This is a genomic window from Legionella resiliens (assembly GCF_021344005.1).
Classification (GTDB): Bacteria; Pseudomonadota; Gammaproteobacteria; order Legionellales; family Legionellaceae; genus Legionella; species Legionella resiliens.
The window spans coordinates 210480-232244 of record NZ_JAJTND010000001.1 but is presented as its reverse complement, the minus strand read 5'-3'; the positions used below and the strand labels follow the sequence as shown (position 1 = coordinate 232244).

The following is a 21765-nucleotide window of genomic DNA, read 5'->3' as shown; positions in this document are numbered from 1 at the left end:
CTCGAAATGTTTACGCCCTTACATTAAAGCAAAATTCACAGGTTATGCAAGAATTCTAAATGTCTTCGGATTTTGTTTTTGAATCGTTTTTCTTGTAACAATTCTGTAGCTATCGATTATAATTGTAAAGAACAAGGACGGTAAGGAGTGATAAGCATGGGCAGGAAAATTAAAGAAAAAACATCAAAACATCATAAAAGCCCTTTATGCCGCATAAATAAACCGGCAGCCCCTTTAAACAACACCAAACAAGCTTATGACCGGATTGCCTGTGTCTTTCAAGGAGGCGGTGCTTTGGGGGCTTATCAGGTCGGTGCATTTTGTGCAATCCATGAAAAAGGATACCATCCTAATTTTCTGGCGGGAGTATCTATAGGATCTATTAACAGTGCGATTATTGCCGGAAATCCAAGAAACAAGCAAATTGAAAAATTAACCTCATTTTGGGAAACTATTGTGCCCCAAATATGGACGGATGTATTTTATGAGGCTGAAGTTCCAAATTTATTGCATCATTTTCATAATCGCGTGGGTGCTATGCATACGATCTTCAATGGTCTGGAAGGCTTTTTTAAACCCCGTCCCTTTCCACCGACTCAGTTAACTTATGATACACCGGATAAACTCAGCTATTATAATACGTCCGCTCTTAAAACAACATTGGAACGTTTAATTGATTTTGATCGCATTAATGATAAAAAAGTCACCCTATGTTTGGGTGCGGTTAATGTGGTATCCGGAGAAATGGAGTTTTTTAATAATCAAAAAATTACCATTACCCCCGAGCATGTCATGGCAAGCGGGGCGCTTCCACCTGGTCTTCCGGCAGTTAAAATTGGTGATGATTATTACTGGGACGGTGGTATCTATGCGAACACGCCTCTTGTGACGGTGCTCGATGCCTTACCTGAATTGGACACTCTCTGTTTTGTGGTGGATTGTTTCAGTCTGCAAGGACGGCTGCCGCAAACTATGGATGAACTGGAAGAAAGGCAAAAAGACATCCGTTATGCCAGTCACTCACGCCGACTGACTAATGTGTATACCAGCACGCCAAAACTTGCAAGCGGCCATACAGTTTTTAGGCGAAAAATTAAGTCCGGAAGACAAGAAAGATCCTGATGTTCAGAAAATACTGGCATTGGGTCATAGCAAATATTTCAGTGTGGTGCATATCATTTATCGGGGTTCTCATTTTACTCATTCGTTCAAAGACTATAACTTCGTTCGCTCCGCAGTTAATTATCGTATGAAAACAGGTTATGAAAATGCAATGGAGATTCTTAAAAATCCTGTCTGGGAAAAAAAATTAGATAAGCCCATGCTCTGTTCCATCTACGGCGTACCTCCCGATTATTTTGAACAACATTAAAAGTTGATGAACGCAGGCTACGCTTTGGTGTTCTTTCTGGTTTAGAAAACTGAAGAACAAATGCAAAAAACCTCTGCCTGCAACGAAATCTTGGCAGAGGTTTTGGAGGGCAAATCAACCGATTGGAAAAGTGTACACCACTAGGCATGACCCGAAGAAAAAATTAGGTTTATCAGGTATTTTCCTGATTGCGTCTATGGAGAAAAGCGGTAATTCTGATACTTAGTGCGTCAGGCGTAAATTTAGCAGAGTAAGCAAGTATTTTATTTATGATACCAGGAATAATAAATAGTTTGTTTTTCTTAAAGCCGCGATAGGCAGCTGTGGCGATTTGCTCAGTAGATTTTATCCCAATAAAACCTCTAGCTAAAAAGCTATTTTCCATTCCGGCTTCTTTAAAAAAATCGGACTGCGTAGGGCCTGGGCAGAGAATTGAAAGGGTAACTCCTGTTCCTTTTAATTCATAAGCCAGTGCTTCCGAAAAAGAAGCCACGTAACTTTTGGAGGCGTAATATACTGCCATAAAAGGGCCTGGTTGAAATCCAGCAGTAGAAGCAACCTGGAGTATCTTACCCTGGCCTTTGTGAACAAATTTTTTGGCAAAATAATAAGTGAGCATCGTCAATGTCGCCATGTTGAGTTGCATCAATGCATTTAAATACTCTGCATCCATAGAGATGAAATCACCAAGGTAACCTATGCCTGCATTATTCACTAAACAATCGATTTCTATATTAAGTGCCTCGATTTGATTGACTAAGTCAGCAGCTGCTTTCGGTTCGTTTAAATCCAATGCAATGACACTTACCTGGACTGAATACTTTTCTTTGATTTGACTAGCGAGATCTTCCAATAAACTCTGATTTCGCGCGGTTATAATTAGATCATGGCCGTGGCGTGCAAACTCAAACGCTAACGCATGGCCAATTCCTCTTGAAGCACCAGTGATGAGTGTAATCATTTTTAAAAGTGGGTGGGTGGTTTGTTTCTATTATAGGACTATTGGTTAAGGATTCAAATTTTATAGAATTCTGGTTGCAAGCAATCAGGCTATGGTAATCCTGTTTCTCATTTTCTCATATAGGGTTTAAATGACCCGTTATTGATTATAAGTTGATTCAACAGTTTCAAATTGATTAGCAAAGCCGTATAATTGCCGTTTTTTTATTCACCATGGTGATTGCGATGACAATATTGGCTGTTTGTGGACCTATAGGTAGTGATTACAAGGCGTTCAGTGAACGATGTTATTCTTTATTAAATAAAAAGTACGCTACGTTAATTGATAGTTCCGCTTATAATTCTATCGATTTATTATTATCTGCTATAGAGAGTGCGCAGGGTGATATCATAATTTTTGGTCCAGATATTTTTTTGAATGAAAAACTACGCAATAAATTTAATGTCAGGGTGTTTCTGGAATTGGATTCAGATCTGTGCCTGAGTAACTATATAAAAATAAAATCATCCGCTCTAAACGACACATTTGATCTTGAAGAAGTACTAAAAAATTACGAGAGCCAGATTAAACCTCTAAATGAAAAAATAAGGGAATCTTCCAAATTTGCTGCTTTGCGTCGTCCACAGGCAAGCGCAAATGATGTATTAATTGACTTGCTGATTAATGCAGAAGCTCAAACCTTAAAGACCCTCGCTCCATCGGATTCTCCGTCCCGAGAGAGGTTCTTTAAACCTGCATCTTTGGGGCAAACAAGTGTGACTGATAAGACTCCTTTAGTTGGAACTCCCAATCCGCTGCTCATCTAATGCATCGGATTTATAACGCCTGGTTACAAGCAACTGTCCCACATTTCTGCCTACTCCCCGCGGTATGTCCCTGAGAGATGGTCACAAAAAGTGACCATCTCTCAGGGATAAAGCGCGGTACGTAGAGAAATTTAAAGCAGTACGTAGAGAAACTTAAGTGGTACATGATAAATTTAAAAAACTGACGATCGTTCAGGGTTTGTCCGCGGGGTCCAGTATTTTTAGCACAGATCTTCTGGAGCCCGCGAACAAGTCCCGAGAGATCCTCAAAAATTTAACCTGGTAGAATTCATTTGTTACTTGAATCCATCCAGTCTTAGGAATGGGACACCCTCGAAGTCAAAAAGATTGTCATCCCTGCCTCCGCAGGGATGACAATCTTTCAGGCAGGACTGTAGATATAGAATATGTATTTTCCGGTTTCCCATTTTGTGAGGAACTCTCAGGAACAAGTCGTGGGACGGGTCGTCGGAGTAGAATTGAACTGATTCTTCAGAGAGGTGTAGAAGATTCAGTTGCAAGCAACTAGGATTTGTATAATTTTCAGCAAAGTCGCAGGGTCTGAAATTATAAATTAATATCTTGAGAGGTTATTTTAATTTCGTCTCCAGATTGTCTTGCGACAACAAGAGTGTATTCGGGAACTTCAAGCCAAGTAGTTGTGTCCTCAGTCAAAGGTTCGGAAGCGATAATAATGCTTTTTTTAGTCCCTTCTTTCATTTTGTATTCATTGTCATACAACCCATAATTGTCGCCATAGGTATACCATAACGAATGATAGCCGGAGTGGGCAGAAGGAGATGGGTCATCGGGCTCTGGCCATCCATAATCCAGAACAAATCGGGTGGCAGCAATAAACTCGCCATTCGTTATAAATAGATTAACCGGTGAATTAATTTTTATATTTCGTTTTTGACGGATACGATGAAGTATTTTTAAAGTTTCAATAATCGCCTTAATGATATCCTCAGTCTGATAATTTCCCATGGCATTGGGTAACTGGGATAAAAAAATAGAATAAATCCATTCACTGTCCGTAGTTCCATGAATGTGTTTTTTATATTTAGGATCAATGTATTCGAGTAAATCATAACGCATCTTTTCAAAATCGCTTAACGAACCATTATGAGCAAGCACTACATTCGAACCCGAAAAAATGAAAGGATGCACATTTTGGTTCGAGATGATTTGCCGTTCGTGATAAGAAACTCCGCGTAGATGAGCGAGCAGGCAGTAGGGCGAAATTTTAGAGGCAAGGTTATACAGATTGCCGTCGTAAAAAGGCAATTGCGTTGTTTTATATAGATAAGGACAGTGGGGGTTATGTGAGGTAAGGTCCCAAGCTGCCATACCAAACCCTGCCAGATTAAGTAAATGGGACATATATTTTGGATTATAACTTTGTTTGATAAATGAATTATCTGGCTTATAGAGCAGTTCTTCAACCACAATCGGTTTACCAAGGTAGGTCAATATTCTGCACATATCATGTTACCTATTATAGTTCTCTATATGGAGTCTTATATCCAGTTTATAAATGGATTTTTTCAGTGCTACCAACGATTCAAAAATTAAATTAAATAGCTTATACCAAAGTCGAGGATTATTTTTTTGAATCAGTTGTATGGTTGATTCAGAAAGCTTGCATAAGATAGTGTGTTCGCAGGTCACATAGGTAAAATTAAATAGGACATCATGTTCAACACAACCAATGCTGGCAATTAATCTTCCAGGACCAATCACCGATAATTTAGCGAGTTTGCCGTCTTGTATGATGCAGGATTGAATCGCACCATAAATAACCAGGTAGCATGAGGCAGTGTTATCTCCTTCATTTACCAGTTTACAATTCTTTGGCGCATTCAGAATAACAAACTGTTTGAGTAGGGTATCAATTTCATCTTGCGTAAATGATTTATATAAAAGTAGATTTTCTATCTCGCTCTTATCGATAGTACTTGCTTCAAAAATAATTTTCTTGGGTTGATTTAATGAGTAAATCATTCTTTCAAAAAATGACAAGCTCGTCATATCCGAATCAGAAATAAAAGAAGTAATGATATCGTGTACGGTTTTTAAACGGTTACAAATCTGTTGTGCAATAACCTGTAACAGCTTATATCGTGTTTCCGGAAAATCAGCAGAAAGTAATTCAAAGTAACTTCTAGGTATGACTAAGCAGAGAACTGTACTGGATGCGATAAATGAGGTAGAGCAAGGTTCATCCTCAATAAAGCTGCTTGCTGTAAAAAAAATACCTGGCTGAAGCGTTTCCATATTAGTGACACTCTCGCTCATTACTCGTGCAGTTACAAGGACTGTACCTTCAAGAATAAGATAGACACTGTCTGCTCTTTCTCCTTGATGCACAATGGTTTCACCTTCCGTGAATGAAGAAGTTTTAGCGTATTTAACCAGGAGTTCCAGCTCCAGCGGGTTCAGAAAGTCACCTATGCTACGAGTCAGCTGTTTATTAAGATTTAACTCGCTCTCATCCGATTCAATAACCATGTTATCCATTGATATATCCTCAGTAATGATATTCTTGTTATTTCCTTTCTTCGCACCATATTCTGCATTGCTCTTCAACAACTTTAGGTAAGGAACCTACTTTTTTCAATATTTGTAATAATATAAAGGAATCATTAATATTATTTGTTACGTCATCCAATAACTGAGCCACATAGTCTGTATTCCCTAATTGACGCGTATATTTTTTTATTTTCTCAACCGTTTCAAATATATCGTCAATAATTAAACCTCGCTTCATCGTATATGGATTAATAAAAGTACCATCGAACCCATAGCGGGATGCTTCAAATCGGTTTTGGTTGTAGAGATAATATAAGTCATTTCCTACTTGTGTAGGCCGCTCCTCCAATAAGTAAATGGCCAGAGACTGAATATAAGCGGTAATTAAAATAGCTTTTTTCATGGTTAAGGGGGCATCAAAAACCCTAATTTCAACCGTGCCATATTCGGGTTTGGGTCTAATGTCCCAATAAAAATCTTTCATGGAGGTGACAATACCCAAATGCCGCATTTTATAAAAATATTCTGAGAATTCTTTCCAATTGATTAAATAAGGTATAACACCGCTTAGTGGAAATGCATTAAACATTATAGAGCGGGACGAGCAAAAGCTGGTATTCACACTTTGATAAAAAGGCGAGGAAGCTGACAGTGCAATTAATTGAGGAACATATCGCGAAAGTGCGTGCGTAAGATAAAGTGAATTCTCTGAGTTTCCGCAGCCTATATGGATGTGTTGACCAAATTCGGTAGCCATTTGGGATAAAAAACGATACCTTCTTGAAATATTTTTATATCTTAACGTAGGGAATATTTTCTGCATGGCCCAGCTTTGGAAAGGATGGCTTCCACCACCACAAATTACAATTCCAAGGTTCGAAGCTTCTTCTAACAAATAGGATTTTAATTCAAATAATTCCTGTATCATTGTTTGGGGTGACTGATGAATGGAAGTATTAATTTCAATCATACTTTGGGTTATCTCAGGTTTTATTCTTAGTTGGTTCGGGCTGGTTTTAATATTTCGAATCAAATCTTTGGCTTTGGAAATTAATGAAAAAGATTTGGGGTCAATAAGTTGAAGTTCTAATTCAACGCCAATTGTTCCAACAGAAGATTTTTTGAAGCGAAGATTTCTCATAAAATCTCCTTGAGAAATAAATCCTTTGGGTTAATTATAATCTAAATAAAAGATACTGCTGGGATTTATTGAGATATTACCCGTATAAATTCGCTCTAGATTAACGCTAATGTCCCGCTTCTAATCCACTCTTATTTCGAAATATATCGAGCCTGTGTTAAGTAAACTTGAATCATTGCGAGCCCAGGCGTCTTGACACTATATAATTTGTAGTCCAAAGTGATTACTAATTGGTCATGCAAGGACTGCAATGGATATTTTACAATGGTTAGCTCATCTCATCAGCTTCAATTCGATTTCCAACACTGCGAATTTGGAACTTATTGAAACAATAGATGACTGGTTTAAATTACATCATATTCATTCTCAAATTATACCTGGACCGACAGAATCAAGAGTTAATTTATTTGCAACAATTCCTGCACGTAATGGTCAAACAGAAGGAGGTATTCTTCTGTCAGGTCATACTGATGTGGTTCCTGTAGCGGGGCAAATATGGAATACAGATCCTTTTGTAGCCAAAGAATGTGATAATAAAATTTATGGTCGCGGCGCATGTGATATGAAGGGATTTCTTGCAGTTATTCTTGCTCTTGCTCCTGAGTTTAAAAAGTTAAACCTATTGAAGCCGATTCACTTTTCATTTACGTGCGATGAGGAAATAGGTTGTGTTGGCATACCTTATGTAATTGATTTTTTAAAAAAAAATGAAATTCGACCCGAGGGGTGTATTGTTGGTGAGCCTACCAACATGCGACCAATAATAGGTGGAAAATCCAGAAAACTTTATCATTGTCAGATACAGGGAAAAGCAGTTCATTCTTCTCTTGCTTTTGAAGGATGTAATGCAATCGAGTATGGGAGTCGTTTAATTTCTTATATTAATTCTATTGCTCATTATGTAAAAGAAAATGGGCCATTTGATAATGATTTTGATTGTCCATTCAGTACGATAACTGTCAATATTGTCAGTGGTGGCAATGCAACGAATGTAATTCCTGGAGTATGTGAGTTTATTCTTGAAGTACGTTATATCAATCAATTTCCCATTGTAAATTTTTGCAGTCAAATTGAAAATTATATTAATAATGAGCTACTGCCTGAGATGAGAAAAACCTATTCCGAAGCAATGATTTATTTTGATGAAACCTCTGATGCACCTGGATTTCGTGCCTTAGAGGACTCATCCATCACGAAGATAGTTCGCGCAGTGACTGGAATAAAGGAACGATTAAAAGTTTCCTATGGAACGGAAGCAGGAGTAATCCAAAATGCGCATATCCCTACAGTGATTTGTGGCCCTGGTGATATTAAACAAGCACATAATCCTAACGAATTTATAACGATAGAACAACTTAACCTTTGTGAAAAAGTAATGAGGAATGTGATCACTTTTTTCTGTGTGCAATGACAAAGTTTAGATTATTGATTACGAATTCGGTAAAAATAACACGCCATATCCTTATAATGCCCTTTTTTATAATACTTCATGCCGCATTTTTGCATAACCCGAAATGAAGCGGTATTCTCCCTATCAGCATAGGCGATAATATAATCTGTTTCTATGTTCTCTCTTGCCCAGCGCAGAAGCGCTTTTAATATTTCTGTAGCATACCCTTTATGCCAAAATTTTTGATGTAAGAGATACCCTACTTTTATTTCTCCAGTTTCGAGCTCGTTGAAATAGGATTCTCCTACAAATTCATCATTAGATAACTTAAAAATAACAAAACAGGGTAAATGTTTCTCTTTATACGAAACCAGGCATTCATTAATGTAATCCTTGATGTCTTTATCGCTTAAAAGACCTTCAGGAAAAAACTCTTTAACCTCTGGATCTCTTTCTATAAGTTTTAAATGTTTGTCATCACCTTTTTTAATTAAGCGTATCCCAAGATGTTGGGTTTTTATCAGATAGTTTTCCATAACGTACCTGCAGTGGAGGGTATATATATATCTTAGTACACTGAGTGCAATAATTATCTTTTTTATCTACTTGACGTGCTTTAAGCACGGCATCCAGTCGATTGTGTATTGAAGACTGGAGCTGGATTCCGCGCATAAAGCGCGGAACGTAGGCTTTTTGATATTTCGATATGCAGGTATTTTGATTTTATATCATGTTATTTACCCTACTCGCCATATGCATTGCATCCAGCATGAAGGCCAGGCTGGATACTGTGCATAAAGGGTGAGCGATCTTCACAAACAGAAAAAATACGTATTCTACAGCCTACAGGGCTAAAAAAAGACGTCATGGCTGCGTAGGCAGGGATTCATTTACAAGGTACATCTAAGTTTAGCCAGGAAAATAAGACAAGAAGAGCTAAAATTAAATGAGTAGCCGAAGGTGTTTGATTCGATTCTTGTCAGAAAAAAGTTTCTACCTAATTTTTAAGGAGCATGGAATGCAAACAAATCGAGGTGTTATTTATACCGGTAAAGGAACGGTTAAGGTGGATGCAATCGATTTCCCAAAATTTGTTAATCCTAAAGGGAAAAAAATTAATCATGCAGTACTACTCAAAGTGATATCTACTAATATTTGTGGTAGTGATCAACACATGGTGAGAGGAAGAACGACAGCGCCAGTAGGAATGATTTTAGGTCATGAGATTACAGGTGAAGTGATTGAAGCAGGATCTGATGTCGAGTTTATAAAGGTAGGTGATCTTTGTTCCGTTCCCTTTAATGTTGCCTGTGGACGTTGTAAAAATTGCAAGGAACAATTCACGGATGTATGTCTCAATGTAAATGATTCGCGTGCTGGAGGTGCTTATGGCTATGTCGACCTGGGAGGCTGGATTGGTGGTCAAGCAGAATATGTCATGATTCCGTATGCAGATTTTAATTTATTAAAATTTCCTGATAAAGATCAGGCTTTAGCAAAAATTCGTGATTTAACGTGTCTTTCTGATATCTTACCAACAGGTTATCATGGTTGTATCAAAGCGGGTGTTAAATCAGGATCAACTGTATTTATATCCGGTGCGGGTCCTGTTGGTCTTGCTGCAGCTGCTTCTGCATTTTTCCTTGGCGCAGCTGTTGTGATTATTTGTGATGTTAATGAAGAGCGGTTAGCTCATGCCACAAGCTTTGGCTGTCAAACGGTTAATCCCTCCCTGGACGTATCTATGCGCGAACAAATCCAGCAAATTTTAGGAGTACCTGAAGTCGACTCCGCTATTGATTGCGTTGGGTTTGAAGCGAGAGGTCATGATGCGGATGGAAAAACGATTGAGGAACCTGCTGTGGTGCTCAATCAATTGATGGACGTAACCCGGGCGGCTGGCGCCATTGGGATTCCTGGTTTATATGTCACAGCAGATCCAGGAGCTGTCGATAAAGCTGCAAAAAAAGGTATTTTGAATTTGCACCTTGGGACGGGTTGGGCAAAATCACTGTCATTTGCTACAGGCCAGACGCCGGTAATGAAATATAATTATGGTTTAATGATGGCTATTTTAAACGACCGGCTTCCAATAGCAAAGGCTGTCAATGTTTCAGTGATTACTTTAGATGAAGCACCTCGTGCTTATGTTGAATTTGACCATGGGGCGCCGAAAAAATTTGTTATTGATCCCCATAAGTCTTTTTCATAAGTCTAGGAACCTTATGGCGTATTTCTTTATTGAAATGTTCTTACCAAACAGTCAATGGGAAATATGCCCTCTAATTTACTTTTTGATCCCTTAGCGCATAACCCTGATTTTATTTGAAAAACTTAAAAAGAAACAAAAGAGAGCAGTTTGATTTCTTTTAAATCATCCCTATACTTTTACTAAATACATAACTATAGGGATGCAGTTATGCCTAGTCGAATCCAACCTGAACATATAATTGGCCCCAATAATGCAGGAAAAATGATTTTGCGTGGATGCTTTATGAATATTTCAAAAGACTGGATAGAACAAACATCGAACCAAGTTGGAGGCCTGCTTACTCGTTATCTTAAAGATCGTCACGAAGAAGCTACTGAAATTACGTTAGGTTACGGGGAAAACGTTCCAGAGGGTCGTGAAGAGAGACCCCATAAATTAGATATAGAATTTATGGCAAATGTTGTGAACCAATTAAGAAGAAAAGAAAAAAGCGGAACAGACCTCCAACAAGCACGTCCAGAAGACATTGAAGAGCAAGTTGCCGACCAAGTCGTAATCCTGAGATTAGCGATTGAGGATTACGAAGCTAAATGTGCTCAAGAAGGGATAGATCCCATGTTTACTGGTGTACCTGGTGTTATCATTGCAAACGTTCTATCTCGCGAGGTAGCTACTCATGCTCAAAGCATGAGATGGGCAGTTAGGGATGCTCCACCAGTGCTCGACTTATTTGAGGGATTACAAATTCATGATGCCCCCAACCCCCCATCTTAGTCATAACCTAATAAAAAGCAAATACCTCCACTGAGTATAGAGTTTGAGGAAAGGATTTTAACCATGAAAAAAGTACAACTGACTGTGGATGAAATTGTGAATGCTGCGCTCTCTCTTGCTGAACAAACCTCATGGGAGAATGTGAGGTTATTTGAGATTGCCAAGCGGCTTAACGTTAATCTAGAGGATATTCGTTATTGTTTCCGTGAAAAAAATGAATTAGTAGATGCTTTTTTCGATAGGGCGGACAAAGCAATGCTAACCATGGCAGAGCAGACAGAAATGATGGAACTCAACACCCCAGAGCGGTTGCATAAACTCTTAATGTCTTGGTTTCACGTGCTGCAAAGCAATCGCAATGTGGTGCGACAAATGCTTTGGTCACAACTTGAGATGGGGCATCTTCATGTGCAATTTCCTGCGCTTTTGCGAGTGAGCAGGACCGTACAATGGTGGCGGGAGGCAGCCAAACGCTCAGCAACTTATTACCACCGCGCCATTGAAGAGACGGGGTTGACGCTCATTTTTCTAATGACTATGGCTTATTGGTTACATGACAATTCGAAAGAAGCCATCAATACCAGTCGGTTTTTGCAAAAAAAGCTTAGTCAAGCACACTGTTTAAAGGAACAGGCCAAGGATTTCTGCGGTCTTCGTCACGAGGGTGATTCTACTCGCGGAATAAAATCGGATGATACCGACATTATATCTCGTTAATTCAGCTGGATACGGAATTTGCAGGTTTGGGAACCAAAGTGTGTCCTGCTTTATTTTATTGTGACCTTGCTGAAAATTTCTGCAACAAGATAATCAAGTTGGGACGAGGTCACCTCTTCAAGGTATTCCACTTGCGGTGTCGGAATAATATCTACCAAGATTTCAGTTGATTTTTTACGTGCCAATTGGTCCTGATATTCTTTACTGAACTCGGTTCTTATCTTTCTACTCGCTAATTCATCCATAAATTCCTCACTAAAATCAGCTAACTGTTTCTTGCGCGCAACTTCTTCAAGATATTCAGTGAAAAATTGCTTTTTTAACTTTTCTTCCATTTGTGCTGAGGTTATTTCAAGTTCGATACGCTCCGTTCTCGCAGCCACTTGCATGCTGGAATCAACCCCTAAATGCGAAGCTCCTTTAGCGGTTATAATGCAACGAGGGGCGTTGTTTAGTCCAATGACCCGACCTTTACCCATGCTGCCCGGATCGTAGGTAAAATGTTGGCCATTGGGCAGAAGCAGCCTACTGCCTTCGGCGTGAGGCAGACGTCCTTCTATCCAATCAAAAATCTGTTCGGTTGCTTCGTGCCCCCCTCGATAACCTGATTTTACCTCATACAATTTGAGAATTTTTAAATTACCCTTTTCCATGACAGCGATGACATCATCAGCAAATAATTTTTCTGGATTGAGTTTCCCATTTTCCATTAATTGAATTTTAAGACCGCTAATCAGCTTGGCATCGGGTACGGTTTTGCGAATTTCATCCAGATGTTTGAGTTTGATTTCCTTTGAAAGTATTTCAGCTAAATTGCCTTTAAGAACATTGAAACTTCCCTGAGTGACAGTGGCTGTGCGAATTCGATAAGTTTTTAATACATCTTTAGGGTTAATGCCAGCAAAGGTAGTTGGAAAAAAATCTTCAAGTCGTTCTGTAAGTTTTTGGGGTTGCTTAAAGAACTTCGCTAACAATTGCATGGCTTCGTCATCAGACAGGTCCATTGGCCGTGGAACCTCAAAATTATTAATAAGATGCTGTGTTTGTCTTAGTTTATATTTGGCGCGCCTTATATAGTCGCTGCCTAAAAAACCTTTAAGTAATTTGATTGCTTCAGGATTGCGCGTTTTACCCAGGGCCCATTTGCGGGGGCTTTCTGGGTTTGATTTACCTTTTGTGTAGGCGCGATAAGCCTCTTGTAACTCAGCATGCATAAATCCCGTACCGTCCACATTAAGCAGATCATCAACAGTAGGTGGTTCGCTTTTAATTTTTTTATAGATTCTACTCAGTTCCTCTACTTGTTGTACTGTAGCTGCTAGTCCTTTTTTAATTCTCTTTTCAGTTTCGCGAATCAGTTTTGCATCTTCCGCATTGATTCCCCCTTTTTTTATTTTTTCAAGTAATCGCGCCGTTTTTTCTGCCCTACGGCCAAAAGAACGTCTTAATATCGACACACTGCGGGCAGCCCCGCTTGCCGCAAATGGAAGCAACGCTCCGATACCCAGTATTGCAATTTCTGTACTCGATAATTTTCGGCCATATAAATCACGACCGCTGTACAAACCTTTAGTAAATTCAGCAATATCAACTACATCGCCTATAGCGGGTACAAAACGAACGGCTAAATCGATGGCCGTTAGTTCAGGACTAAGCACTATGGGTTGAATAATTGGAATTGATTTTGGATTAAGACGTTGCCAATAGGATTTGATCTCATTAAATTTCAGCCCTTGCATGGGTACATTCGCTATTTTTTCTGTTTCATAAATTTCAAAAAAATTCACTGCACTTGAGGTTTTTTTGCCACCGAGTAATACGTTGCCAGGAGTATAATAAATGGGTTCTCGTACCAATTCGACCTTAACCGCGGGTGTCTTCACTATTTCAAGCAATGGAAGATTACTGAATTTATTTCCGCGCCGGGCATCTATGCTTCCTTCTGCATTAATCTGGAACGCAAATTGTGCATCTGAATGTATTTGATCAACCTGGTTTAATAAATCTAAAAATTCTATATCACCGCTATGACGAGGTACGGTAACAATCAAATCCTGCTTCGATTGTAGGTGGCGAATAATAATTCCATTATTAAGCGGTGAAAGCATAAAAAAATTACTGGGGGGAATTGAATACAGATACCATTTTCTAAGATCCCCAACATCTTTGCCTTGCGGAGGTTCAGGTGGATTTACCTGGAATTCACCAAGCAGGTTATGGGTATTAAAATCAGTGCCAATGATGGGTACGAGTTCGGGATCTTGTACTCTAATGATCTCAACCAAAGGGTAAAATGAACTGGGTGCATAAGGCTCGGGTGGATATCCGTTGAGCGTAATACTTACTCCAGGTCCCGCTATGAGTTTAAAAATAGCATAAGGTCGCTCAGATGTGGGTTCCAAATATTGATAATGAGCAGGCATTCGTCCTTTAGCCTGTGTGCCACGTAAATCACTGAGTTCGATAACCAGTTTTTTCCCGCTTAAAATATAGGTAAAAATCAATTTGATTTTATGGTTACTTATTTCGGCAGAGAAATTTTCGTAAACACTCATATCCTTATCCTGTTGTTTGAAAAATTCTGTTCAAGAACTATACTGTTTTATTATGGACTATAAAGTCTCAGGATGAGACATAAATCAAAATGATGAAAACAGAAATTTTATTCAAATTTGCTGTAATAAGAAATCCTGAAGTTGAGGAATCAACCCCAGGGCGGACCATTAATTTTGAAAGTCATCAATGGGTGAATCGCATAACAGGGCTCGCCACAAATGATGTTTCTTTGGACGACGCACGGCGTCGTGTTTCCAATGATTTTATGGATTCATCCACTTATTTTCTGCGTTCGCCCAATTGGCAACCTTTTTTAGCGCGACAGGCAGAAATTCAGCGTCTTTTAAAAATCTCTGAAAACGAAGCCCAATTTAAATCCTTTTTTACTCCTTTATTAAAACAAATTAATTCGAGTTTTAATTCCTTGGAACATTTTGTAGGGGGTAAGGAATTTAAGCAGCTCAAAGAACAATTATGGCATAGTTATTACAGTAATATTGCCTTAATCACGAGACGCGCTCAAGATCGTCCTGTACTCGAATTCTGGCTTAGATTCTGGCATTTTTTAGAACGGCTGGTGGCTGGAGATGAATTTAAGGATTTAATCGATGGTTTTAATAAGTGGTCTTTTGCCGTGCCCAATCAATTGGTGCGGGCAGTAAAAACGGAAGATACCGAAGAATCGGAGCAGCATACAGGCAGTAGTTCAATCCCTGCGAGCATCAGCACTAAAATTGCTGAGACAAGAAAGACAATCGCACAATTGCAAGCTACGCGCGCACAAATCGTCAAAGTATTTCATGCCAAACTGGCTGAAGTTACCGAAAAAGAAGAATCAGAAAAAACCAAACCTATTCCAGATTCTGGGGGCTCAACCAGCACTCGAAAAGCACCCTGGATCCTAACGGCTAAAGAAATTGGCAGCGATGCGGCAAAGACTTTGGAACATTTGGGTATCTCTTTGGATACGCATGACGCAACCCAACTCAGTTCTTTATTAGAAAGACAAGAAGCGGAACTGGAGAGTGAAGTTTTTAAATTAGAGTATACAAAACGAGTTACCTTGGTTAGGGGTGTCCCTGTAATAGTACGAAGAAAGGATGCATCAAATGACCAAATCAAAGATTAAACCCATTGGCATTGCCGATTTAAAAGTAGTGAAGCAAACGCTCGTTCGCTATGCTGCAGGAGAAGTTGCTCATATCGAGAATGTTATGGCGACCGAAAGCCGTGGCCGTCATCATCGGCGTTTACGACAAACAGAAGAAACGATTACCAGTGAGTTTGAACGCACGGAAGAGAGTAAACGGGATCTACAAACGACCGAGCGATTTGAGATGCAGCAGGAAACTCAAAAAACCATTCAATCTGAAACACGGTTTCAGATAGGTGCCGAAATTTCGGCTGGGTTTGGACCCGTGCAAATCGGTGTCTCAACACAATTTTCTACAAGCAACTCTAAAACCGAATCTGATCTTAATGCAATCAATTACGCCAAGGAAGTGGTGGAACACTCCTTAGAGAGCTTGGTTGAACGTGTTCGGGAGGAACGCGTCATCCGAACTTTAGATGAATTTGAAGAAAAAAATTATCATCAGTTTGAGAATACGGACGGCGAAAATAAAAGTGGTATTTATCGCTGGGTTGATAAATATTACCGGGCCAAAGTAGTGAACTATGGAAAACGTTTATATTATGAATTTATGATACCTGAGCCTGCTGCATTTTATATTTTTTCACGCCACCATACGCTTGATAATGAAATACTGCCTGAAGAACCCTTGCCACCAGCCGACCCAGTTACAAATGAACCGTTAGGTCCTCACCATATTACCCGTACCAACTACCTTGCTTTAGCTCAAAGCTATGGTGCGGATGGGATAGCCCCCCCGCCGAGAAAAGAAATAATTGCTTCTCGGGTCATAGGACGTGAATTAAAGTCAGAAGAACAATGGGTGTTCACAGACAATGAATGGGAAATTCCTCCCGGATACGTTTACGGCAGCAGCTCTTGGTATTATACCTTTGGAGGAGCAGGAGACGTTTATCGCTTTTCAATCCACCGCTCGGTACATGTGCTCAGTCGTGATGAGAAGGAGTCCACTTCAAATGGGGTAAGCATACCCGCGATCAGCGGCATGTTTCCTGTTGGTGTGCGGGGGCATGGAATTGGTTCTTTGATGATAAGTATTGCGATTGTTTGCAAATTAACCCAGGAATATGAAGATGAATGGCGGCTTAAAACATATCAAACGATTATTGCTGCCTACAACAAAAAAAGACTTGAATATGAAGAACGCCTTGCAGCAGCACAGGTGCAAGAGGGTGTTGAAATTGGAGGAAACAATCCACTTCTTAATCGTACAATTGAAAGAGAAGAACTAAAAAAAGGATGTATTACCCTGTGGACCGGTTTTAAATACAATGCCGTACCCGGAATAACTCACAATACCAATGCTAATGTCCCAAATAATTATCCGGAAATTCATGTAGATAATGCTTTGGAAATGACTCCGGAAATTCAATTTTTGGAACAATCCTTTGATTGGAAGAACATGAGCTATGAGTTTTATCCCTATTACTGGGGGAGGAAAAAATATTGGCTTGATATTTATCCAATTAAAGATAACGACCCCTTGTTTGCAGATTTTTTACGTGCTGGTGCTGCCCGAGTGCTTGTCCCTGTTCGTATTGAGGCAACCAAAGCAGTCCTCTTTTACCAACTGACCGGTAAAATGTGGCCTGGAGGTGATATGCCGCAATTTGATCCGCCTGACCCCTCCGGAACGATTGTTGCCCCGGGTGTAGAAGATAATACAGATGCAGAATTTAAACTCTATAAAGAGTACGTTGCTGAATTACAAAATGAAAGTATGATTGGTGATATCAATGAGGATATAGTCATCGCACCAGATGACCCTGAGGCCTGGATGTTTAAGGTTCCAACCACACTTGTATGGTTGCAAAGTGACATGGAATTGCCGGATCTTGAAGCCGGAACTACTGAGGATGACGACGACAATGCCTAAATATAAATCATTTGCTGGAAGCAATACTTCTATTCTCATTGAAGTAGAAGAAGGAAGCACTGGAGAAGGGAGCGGTAATTTCAAAGACTCTTTATCCGTCTTACCCGAAGTCATTCGTACCTTTGTTGATTCAGTCGATAAAATACCGACAAAGAAGAAACCCAAGGAACTCAAAATTACGTTCAGCCTTAAGACCTTGGAAGATGGCAGTTTAGCGATATCGTCTGATCCTGGGCATGGTAATTTTAAAATAAAAATGTTGTGGTCATCTAACCCTCCTTCCGCAGATGAGTTTACCAGTTAGCTGGAACCCATGCGAAATGCTGGATATGATTGTTTTCTGAGCCATCATGTACCGCGCCAACGTATTGATTTTTTATGCCACTGTGTACTTATTCTGGTAAGTATGTTTCCTTTTCTTTCGAACGGGTCGCCTCAAATTGGTAGCAGACCAGAATAAGCAACTAGGGAATTGAATTCAGGTTTATATGAGATTTATTTTTATCTATAATGAATAAATTAAAAGCTAGGTTGAGTATGCTTAAGCATATCTAAATAATTTTATGAGAAGATAAAAATGTATGAAAATAAAATGACTGAACGTGAGCCTAGAGTGATGTGGATTGCGGGGCAAAATGAAACAGTGAGAAAAATGGCGGCTCAAAAAGGATTCCCAGCTACCGTCGGGTTAGAAGGATGTGTGGCAATAATTATTGCTGATAAAAAAGGCAATGTCAGTTTAACTCATGTTGATTCAGATACTGATTTATCATTCATTATGGGTGAAGTTGCTCTTATGGATGGCGAATTTACCATTGATTTAATAAAAAAATCGGGTAAGGGGGAGCTTGATCAAAAAATTCTGAAGGCCTTGGATAAAATGGGTTTTTCTGAGGTTCCCTCATCCGGTAAACATAGGGTTGTTGAGAGCAATGAAGGGACTGTAGTTTATAATTATTTAAAAAAAGTACCTCAGGTTTTTTCTTTTAATGATTTTAAAGAAATTGCTACTCCAGGCGTAACGCCCAAAGAAACAAATAAGTTATATACCTTAGGTTATAGCGCTGAAACGTGTTTAGCTGACCCTTTAAGATTCCAGTTAAGAGTATACAGCCGTCAATTAAATCAGGCGTTATCTTCTAAGGCTACCGCCTTACCCATGTTAGTGCATGATGCATCCGGTTGGCATGAAACGGAAATGAAATTAGATAAAGAGGTAGAATTAATTTTAAATAAAGGAGATGTGCATCATCACTCTTTCTTTCAATCTTCTAAAATGCATTCTTTAAGTTATGTTTCACCACGCTATACCTCACTGATGAAATATCTTGAATCTCAGGAGATGAAAGCTTCTTCTGAATTGTAATTTAGAGTGTTGAAGTAATTGGCTTTAATCTTGATATCCATGCTTATGAAACCAATATAATTTTTAAAAATGCATAAATATCCAACATTTAATATCTAAAATCTGATGTATGGAGATGAATACCTCATCAGAAACGTACCCTGATTGCGTGCGATCAGGAGCTACCCGAAATAGAATGTTCCTGATTTTTCTTCTATATTTATTTTCATTAAGGAAACGATTAAGGATGAAGACATGATAAGGATATTAATTGGTTTAGTTCTTGGTTTAAGCAGCAATTTACTCACTGCAAATGCTGCACCGCAATCGGGTACTAACTTAACCCCATGTTTTAATATGAATGAAGTTGAACAGATTGGGAAACAAATCAATGAGCTCTTACGGCATGAGTTTTGCGAAGAAAAAATTGATCCCAAAAAATTCGCATCGATCAGTCAAAATATCCTGTCAAAAATGATGACAGAATCCTTTCTGGGAGTGGCCCCACCAGAAAATTGGCAGCAATTAACTGATGATATTATAAAAAGCTGTCTCGACAACAAGGATCTGTGTAAAAAAGAGGCGCGGAAAGAATTTGAAACCTGTATCAAACCTAAAATACCTTTGATCTTGGTACAAGTAGGGCCTTGGTTTGCTGAACATTGTTCCCAGTTGAATAAGTCATTAATTCAGCAATGGCCAGATAAAAAAGAAATCCTCAAAAAGACAATTAATGAAAACAAGACCTCTGAAAGAACCTTGTAATTTTAATTGATCCTATCTCTCCCTACGCCCCGCGCTTAATTTCTTCGTCTACGTACCGCGCTTTATGCGCGGTATCCAGGGGATCTTGCTCTAGAAATGCTCAGCGGCATCTTAAAATATCGTTCTGGATACCGCGCATAAAGCGCGGTACGTAGGAAAGCAGTACGTGGAGAAATTTAAGCGGTACGTAGAGAAACTTAAGTGGTACATGATAAATTTAAAAAACTGATGATCGTTCAGGGCTTGTCCGCGGGGTCCAGTGTTTTAGTGCAAATCTTCTGGATCCTGTAACCCCCAAGACGTCGGGAGTAGCGCTGGACTGGTTTTTCAGCGATGTGTAGAAGATTCAGTTGCAAGCAATCAGGATGCCAGAACATACTGCAAAAGAGCGGGATAATCTCCAGTGTAGGGACAGTAAGCATTTAAAAAGAATCATTTTTGGATCAAAATGATTAATTATAGTATAATTTGAATCTTTTTAATTATTAATTCATTCAGTGAAATCATCAACAAATTATATTTTGTCACTGCTGTTTTCTCTAATGAATAAGTATTGGGGAAATATTCAATGAAAAAAATGGTTCTTAATTTTTTGCTTCTTTTCATCACCTCAAGTCCTTCTTATGGCCAGACCCAAAATAAGGCTACGGTTTCGGGTTGGCCAAATTACTTAGCCATGGGAACCATAACGAATGGAGCGCCGCAAGAACCGACTAATATTCGAATTGATTCAGTATTTACCTATAATGGTGCAGGAGGTGACGGGGATCCTGGAAAAATAGAAACCCCTTATAAAATTTGGAATATGATGAACATGGCCAAAAATATAAAAACGAATACCGGCCATCCTGTTAATCCTGTTTTAGTTGAATACGGCTGGCAACTCAGCGGAGGCTGGAATACAGACAGCGTGACTCATTTAGACGATCTCACAAAACATTTCTTTAATCTCATGTTCTTGTCTAAAACGTTGGAAGATAATGCATATAGCAATACAGGAACCTATGGAACCATATTATTAAACCCAGATATGCTTGGCTACCTCGGGAATACAAATCGTGTAGAAACAGTACAGTCTTTAAACATACCCGTTGGTCAAGCGATTTCGAATGCTTATTGCATCATGACTAAAAAAATGGACTACAATGCCTTGAACACACCCAATTGCACTTATGGCTGGGATAATAAACAGGTAATAGCTCGTGGTACTCCAACTGATTTGTTGGTATGGTTAAAGTCGAAAACGGATAATTATACTGCGGGCCAAGCTTTTTCCACGTGTATTAATGATTATGTGATGCCCCTTTGTTCCGCGGCAACCCCAAATAGTAACTTCCCTGATTTCTCAGATAATTTTAATGGTTGGTTACACGCTCAAAACTGGATGGCCAAATACTTTGGACCGCATGTCGCACTTGGCGTTCATGAAAATATTTCTGCAGTGCCAGAGGGGGGATGGTGGATCCATCAGGGCCCAACTGCTGTACAGCCCTATGTTGATAAGGTTCTGGCCGACTTAAAGAGTTTTGAATTATTTACCAATAAATACAAACCTGATTTTATTTATTTTGATCGCTATGGCGCTGATGATTACAGCAGTAAATTTCCCAGTTTACTCATGAATCAGGCAACATTTTACAATGATGTTGCCTGGCAGAATTTTTTAACAATGACCAAACAAATTAGTGAAGGATTAGGACAACAAGCAGGCAAAAATTATATACCTGCCATGTTATGGCAAATCCCTGCAGCCCATATACCTACCCAGAATGAGCCTGTTTTAGAAGCTCATGAAGAGGGTTCTGCTCCGGTGTATTTTTTTGGTGACCAAAACTTGCAAGCGGATTTAAGCAATATTGCTTCCTGGATTAATGTCGATATTGCCCATTTATCCAAAGGGTATAGTTTGTGCGCTGGTAAAAATGCGATTCAGTGTTTGACTTTAAACAACTTTAATTGGGCTCATAATAATTCCGACCAATTAAAAGAAGCTGTTGATGCTCATGTATTTTCAATTTTATGGGGCGCAGGCGCTTTTGCAACAGGAATTTGGGAAGTACCGGGAACAACTTTTCCCGATAATGGGTGGATGGCAAAAAAACTGGGGATTTATTATAAAAAACCTCAGCCTTTCTGACTCCACTGCCTACGTACCGTGCTTCATG

General features: G+C 39.2%; 19 protein-coding genes. 13 read left to right on the top strand and 6 right to left on the bottom strand.

Features of this window, described 5'->3' with window-relative positions; all coding sequences use genetic code 11:
• Window positions 1-156: 156 nt before the first annotated feature.
• Window positions 157-1122 (top strand): patatin-like phospholipase family protein, encoded by a 966-nt coding sequence (locus tag LXO92_RS00995; RefSeq protein WP_232890177.1) that lies wholly within the window; start codon window positions 157-159, stop codon window positions 1120-1122.
• Window positions 1037-1372 (top strand): DUF3734 domain-containing protein, encoded by a 336-nt coding sequence (locus LXO92_RS00990; protein WP_232890172.1) that lies wholly within the window; start codon window positions 1037-1039, stop codon window positions 1370-1372. The genes LXO92_RS00995 and LXO92_RS00990 overlap by 86 nt, the downstream gene beginning before the upstream one ends.
• 172 nt (window positions 1373-1544) lie before the next feature.
• On the opposite strand, the gene LXO92_RS00985 is transcribed toward LXO92_RS00990, so the two are convergent.
• Window positions 1545-2333, bottom strand: a complete 789-nt coding sequence (locus LXO92_RS00985; RefSeq protein WP_182350892.1) for an SDR family NAD(P)-dependent oxidoreductase — start codon at window positions 2331-2333, stop codon at window positions 1545-1547.
• A gap of 224 nt (window positions 2334-2557) precedes the next feature.
• On the opposite strand from LXO92_RS00985, the gene LXO92_RS00980 reads away from it, so the two are divergent.
• On the top strand, window positions 2558-3139 hold the full coding sequence (locus tag LXO92_RS00980) for a nucleoside/nucleotide kinase family protein (RefSeq protein ID WP_182350891.1): 582 nt from the start codon (window positions 2558-2560) through the stop codon (window positions 3137-3139).
• A gap of 567 nt (window positions 3140-3706) precedes the next feature.
• On the opposite strand, the gene LXO92_RS00975 is transcribed toward LXO92_RS00980, so the two are convergent.
• Genes LXO92_RS00975 through LXO92_RS00965 form a run of 3 tightly spaced genes read right to left on the bottom strand, consistent with a single transcriptional unit; the run spans window position 3707 to window position 6812 of the window.
• Window positions 3707-4624, bottom strand: coding sequence for a class II glutamine amidotransferase (locus tag LXO92_RS00975; RefSeq protein ID WP_182350890.1), 918 nt, complete (start codon window positions 4622-4624; stop codon window positions 3707-3709).
• A gap of 6 nt (window positions 4625-4630) precedes the next feature.
• Window positions 4631-5659 carry a cyclic nucleotide-binding domain-containing protein gene (locus LXO92_RS00970; protein WP_182350889.1) on the bottom strand — a complete coding sequence of 343 codons (1029 nt, stop codon included), beginning with the start codon at window positions 5657-5659 and terminating at the stop codon, window positions 4631-4633.
• A 28-nt stretch (window positions 5660-5687) separates the two neighbouring features.
• Window positions 5688-6812 (bottom strand): YbdK family carboxylate-amine ligase, encoded by a 1125-nt coding sequence (locus tag LXO92_RS00965; protein WP_182350888.1) that lies wholly within the window; start codon window positions 6810-6812, stop codon window positions 5688-5690.
• Between the two features lie 250 nt (window positions 6813-7062).
• Between LXO92_RS00965 and argE the strand changes: the two genes are divergently transcribed.
• Complete coding sequence (gene argE, locus LXO92_RS00960) at window positions 7063-8223, top strand: acetylornithine deacetylase (protein WP_182350887.1); 1161 nt, start codon at window positions 7063-7065, stop codon at window positions 8221-8223.
• An 11-nt stretch (window positions 8224-8234) separates the two neighbouring features.
• On the opposite strand, the gene LXO92_RS00955 is transcribed toward argE, so the two are convergent.
• Window positions 8235-8738 carry a GNAT family N-acetyltransferase gene (locus LXO92_RS00955; RefSeq protein WP_182350886.1) on the bottom strand — a complete coding sequence of 168 codons (504 nt, stop codon included), beginning with the start codon at window positions 8736-8738 and terminating at the stop codon, window positions 8235-8237.
• A gap of 482 nt (window positions 8739-9220) precedes the next feature.
• Between LXO92_RS00955 and fdhA the strand changes: the two genes are divergently transcribed.
• The 3 genes from fdhA to LXO92_RS00940 all read left to right on the top strand — a co-directional run bounded on the left by fdhA (window position 9221) and on the right by LXO92_RS00940 (window position 11905).
• Window positions 9221-10414, top strand: a complete 1194-nt coding sequence (gene fdhA / locus LXO92_RS00950; protein WP_182350885.1) for a formaldehyde dehydrogenase, glutathione-independent — start codon at window positions 9221-9223, stop codon at window positions 10412-10414.
• Window positions 10415-10621: 207 nt separating this feature from the next.
• Complete coding sequence (locus tag LXO92_RS00945) at window positions 10622-11188, top strand: hypothetical protein (RefSeq protein WP_182350884.1); 567 nt, start codon at window positions 10622-10624, stop codon at window positions 11186-11188.
• 63 nt (window positions 11189-11251) lie between these two features.
• Window positions 11252-11905, top strand: coding sequence for a TetR/AcrR family transcriptional regulator (locus LXO92_RS00940; RefSeq protein WP_182350883.1), 654 nt, complete (start codon window positions 11252-11254; stop codon window positions 11903-11905).
• A gap of 50 nt (window positions 11906-11955) precedes the next feature.
• On the opposite strand, the gene LXO92_RS00935 is transcribed toward LXO92_RS00940, so the two are convergent.
• Entirely contained in the window at window positions 11956-14460 is a 2505-nt protein-coding gene (locus tag LXO92_RS00935; protein ID WP_182350882.1) for a hypothetical protein, read from the bottom strand.
• Between the two features lie 89 nt (window positions 14461-14549).
• Between LXO92_RS00935 and LXO92_RS00930 the strand changes: the two genes are divergently transcribed.
• The 6 genes from LXO92_RS00930 (at window position 14550) to LXO92_RS00905 (ending at window position 21737) form a co-directional block, all read left to right on the top strand.
• Complete coding sequence (locus tag LXO92_RS00930) at window positions 14550-15590, top strand: hypothetical protein (protein ID WP_182350881.1); 1041 nt, start codon at window positions 14550-14552, stop codon at window positions 15588-15590.
• A complete protein-coding gene (locus LXO92_RS00925; RefSeq protein ID WP_232890170.1) occupies window positions 15571-17490 on the top strand; it encodes a hypothetical protein in 1920 nt (639 codons plus the stop codon). Before LXO92_RS00930 ends, LXO92_RS00925 begins: the two co-directional genes overlap by 20 nt.
• Window positions 17483-17794, top strand: coding sequence for a CU044_2847 family protein (locus tag LXO92_RS00920; protein WP_182350879.1), 312 nt, complete (start codon window positions 17483-17485; stop codon window positions 17792-17794). The genes LXO92_RS00925 and LXO92_RS00920 overlap by 8 nt, the downstream gene beginning before the upstream one ends.
• A 273-nt stretch (window positions 17795-18067) precedes the next feature.
• Complete coding sequence (locus LXO92_RS00915) at window positions 18068-18856, top strand: hypothetical protein (RefSeq protein WP_232890168.1); 789 nt, start codon at window positions 18068-18070, stop codon at window positions 18854-18856.
• Between the two features lie 234 nt (window positions 18857-19090).
• Window positions 19091-19600 (top strand): hypothetical protein, encoded by a 510-nt coding sequence (locus tag LXO92_RS00910; RefSeq protein ID WP_232890166.1) that lies wholly within the window; start codon window positions 19091-19093, stop codon window positions 19598-19600.
• A gap of 568 nt (window positions 19601-20168) precedes the next feature.
• Complete coding sequence (locus LXO92_RS00905) at window positions 20169-21737, top strand: hypothetical protein (RefSeq protein WP_232890164.1); 1569 nt, start codon at window positions 20169-20171, stop codon at window positions 21735-21737.
• Window positions 21738-21765: the final 28 nt, after the last annotated feature.

Excerpts from the sequence above, each read along its gene's own strand:
- LXO92_RS00995 (WP_232890177.1), top strand. The coding sequence starts at position 157 with ATGGGCAGGAAAATTAAAGAAAAAACATCAAAACATCATAAAAGCCCT.
- LXO92_RS00990 (WP_232890172.1), top strand. The coding sequence starts at position 1,037 with ATGTGTATACCAGCACGCCAAAACTTGCAAGCGGCCATACAGTTTTTA.
- LXO92_RS00985 (WP_182350892.1), bottom strand. The coding sequence starts at position 2,333 with ATGATTACACTCATCACTGGTGCTTCAAGAGGAATTGGCCATGCGTTA.
- LXO92_RS00980 (WP_182350891.1), top strand. The coding sequence starts at position 2,558 with ATGACAATATTGGCTGTTTGTGGACCTATAGGTAGTGATTACAAGGCG.
- LXO92_RS00975 (WP_182350890.1), bottom strand. The coding sequence starts at position 4,624 with ATGTGCAGAATATTGACCTACCTTGGTAAACCGATTGTGGTTGAAGAA.
- LXO92_RS00970 (WP_182350889.1), bottom strand. The coding sequence starts at position 5,659 with ATGGATAACATGGTTATTGAATCGGATGAGAGCGAGTTAAATCTTAAT.
- LXO92_RS00965 (WP_182350888.1), bottom strand. The coding sequence starts at position 6,812 with ATGAGAAATCTTCGCTTCAAAAAATCTTCTGTTGGAACAATTGGCGTT.
- argE (WP_182350887.1), top strand. The coding sequence starts at position 7,063 with ATGGATATTTTACAATGGTTAGCTCATCTCATCAGCTTCAATTCGATT.
- LXO92_RS00955 (WP_182350886.1), bottom strand. The coding sequence starts at position 8,738 with ATGGAAAACTATCTGATAAAAACCCAACATCTTGGGATACGCTTAATT.
- fdhA (WP_182350885.1), top strand. The coding sequence starts at position 9,221 with ATGCAAACAAATCGAGGTGTTATTTATACCGGTAAAGGAACGGTTAAG.
- LXO92_RS00945 (WP_182350884.1), top strand. The coding sequence starts at position 10,622 with ATGCCTAGTCGAATCCAACCTGAACATATAATTGGCCCCAATAATGCA.
- LXO92_RS00940 (WP_182350883.1), top strand. The coding sequence starts at position 11,252 with ATGAAAAAAGTACAACTGACTGTGGATGAAATTGTGAATGCTGCGCTC.
- LXO92_RS00935 (WP_182350882.1), bottom strand. The coding sequence starts at position 14,460 with ATGAGTGTTTACGAAAATTTCTCTGCCGAAATAAGTAACCATAAAATC.
- LXO92_RS00930 (WP_182350881.1), top strand. The coding sequence starts at position 14,550 with ATGATGAAAACAGAAATTTTATTCAAATTTGCTGTAATAAGAAATCCT.
- LXO92_RS00925 (WP_232890170.1), top strand. The coding sequence starts at position 15,571 with ATGACCAAATCAAAGATTAAACCCATTGGCATTGCCGATTTAAAAGTA.
- LXO92_RS00920 (WP_182350879.1), top strand. The coding sequence starts at position 17,483 with ATGCCTAAATATAAATCATTTGCTGGAAGCAATACTTCTATTCTCATT.
- LXO92_RS00915 (WP_232890168.1), top strand. The coding sequence starts at position 18,068 with ATGTATGAAAATAAAATGACTGAACGTGAGCCTAGAGTGATGTGGATT.
- LXO92_RS00910 (WP_232890166.1), top strand. The coding sequence starts at position 19,091 with ATGATAAGGATATTAATTGGTTTAGTTCTTGGTTTAAGCAGCAATTTA.
- LXO92_RS00905 (WP_232890164.1), top strand. The coding sequence starts at position 20,169 with ATGAAAAAAATGGTTCTTAATTTTTTGCTTCTTTTCATCACCTCAAGT.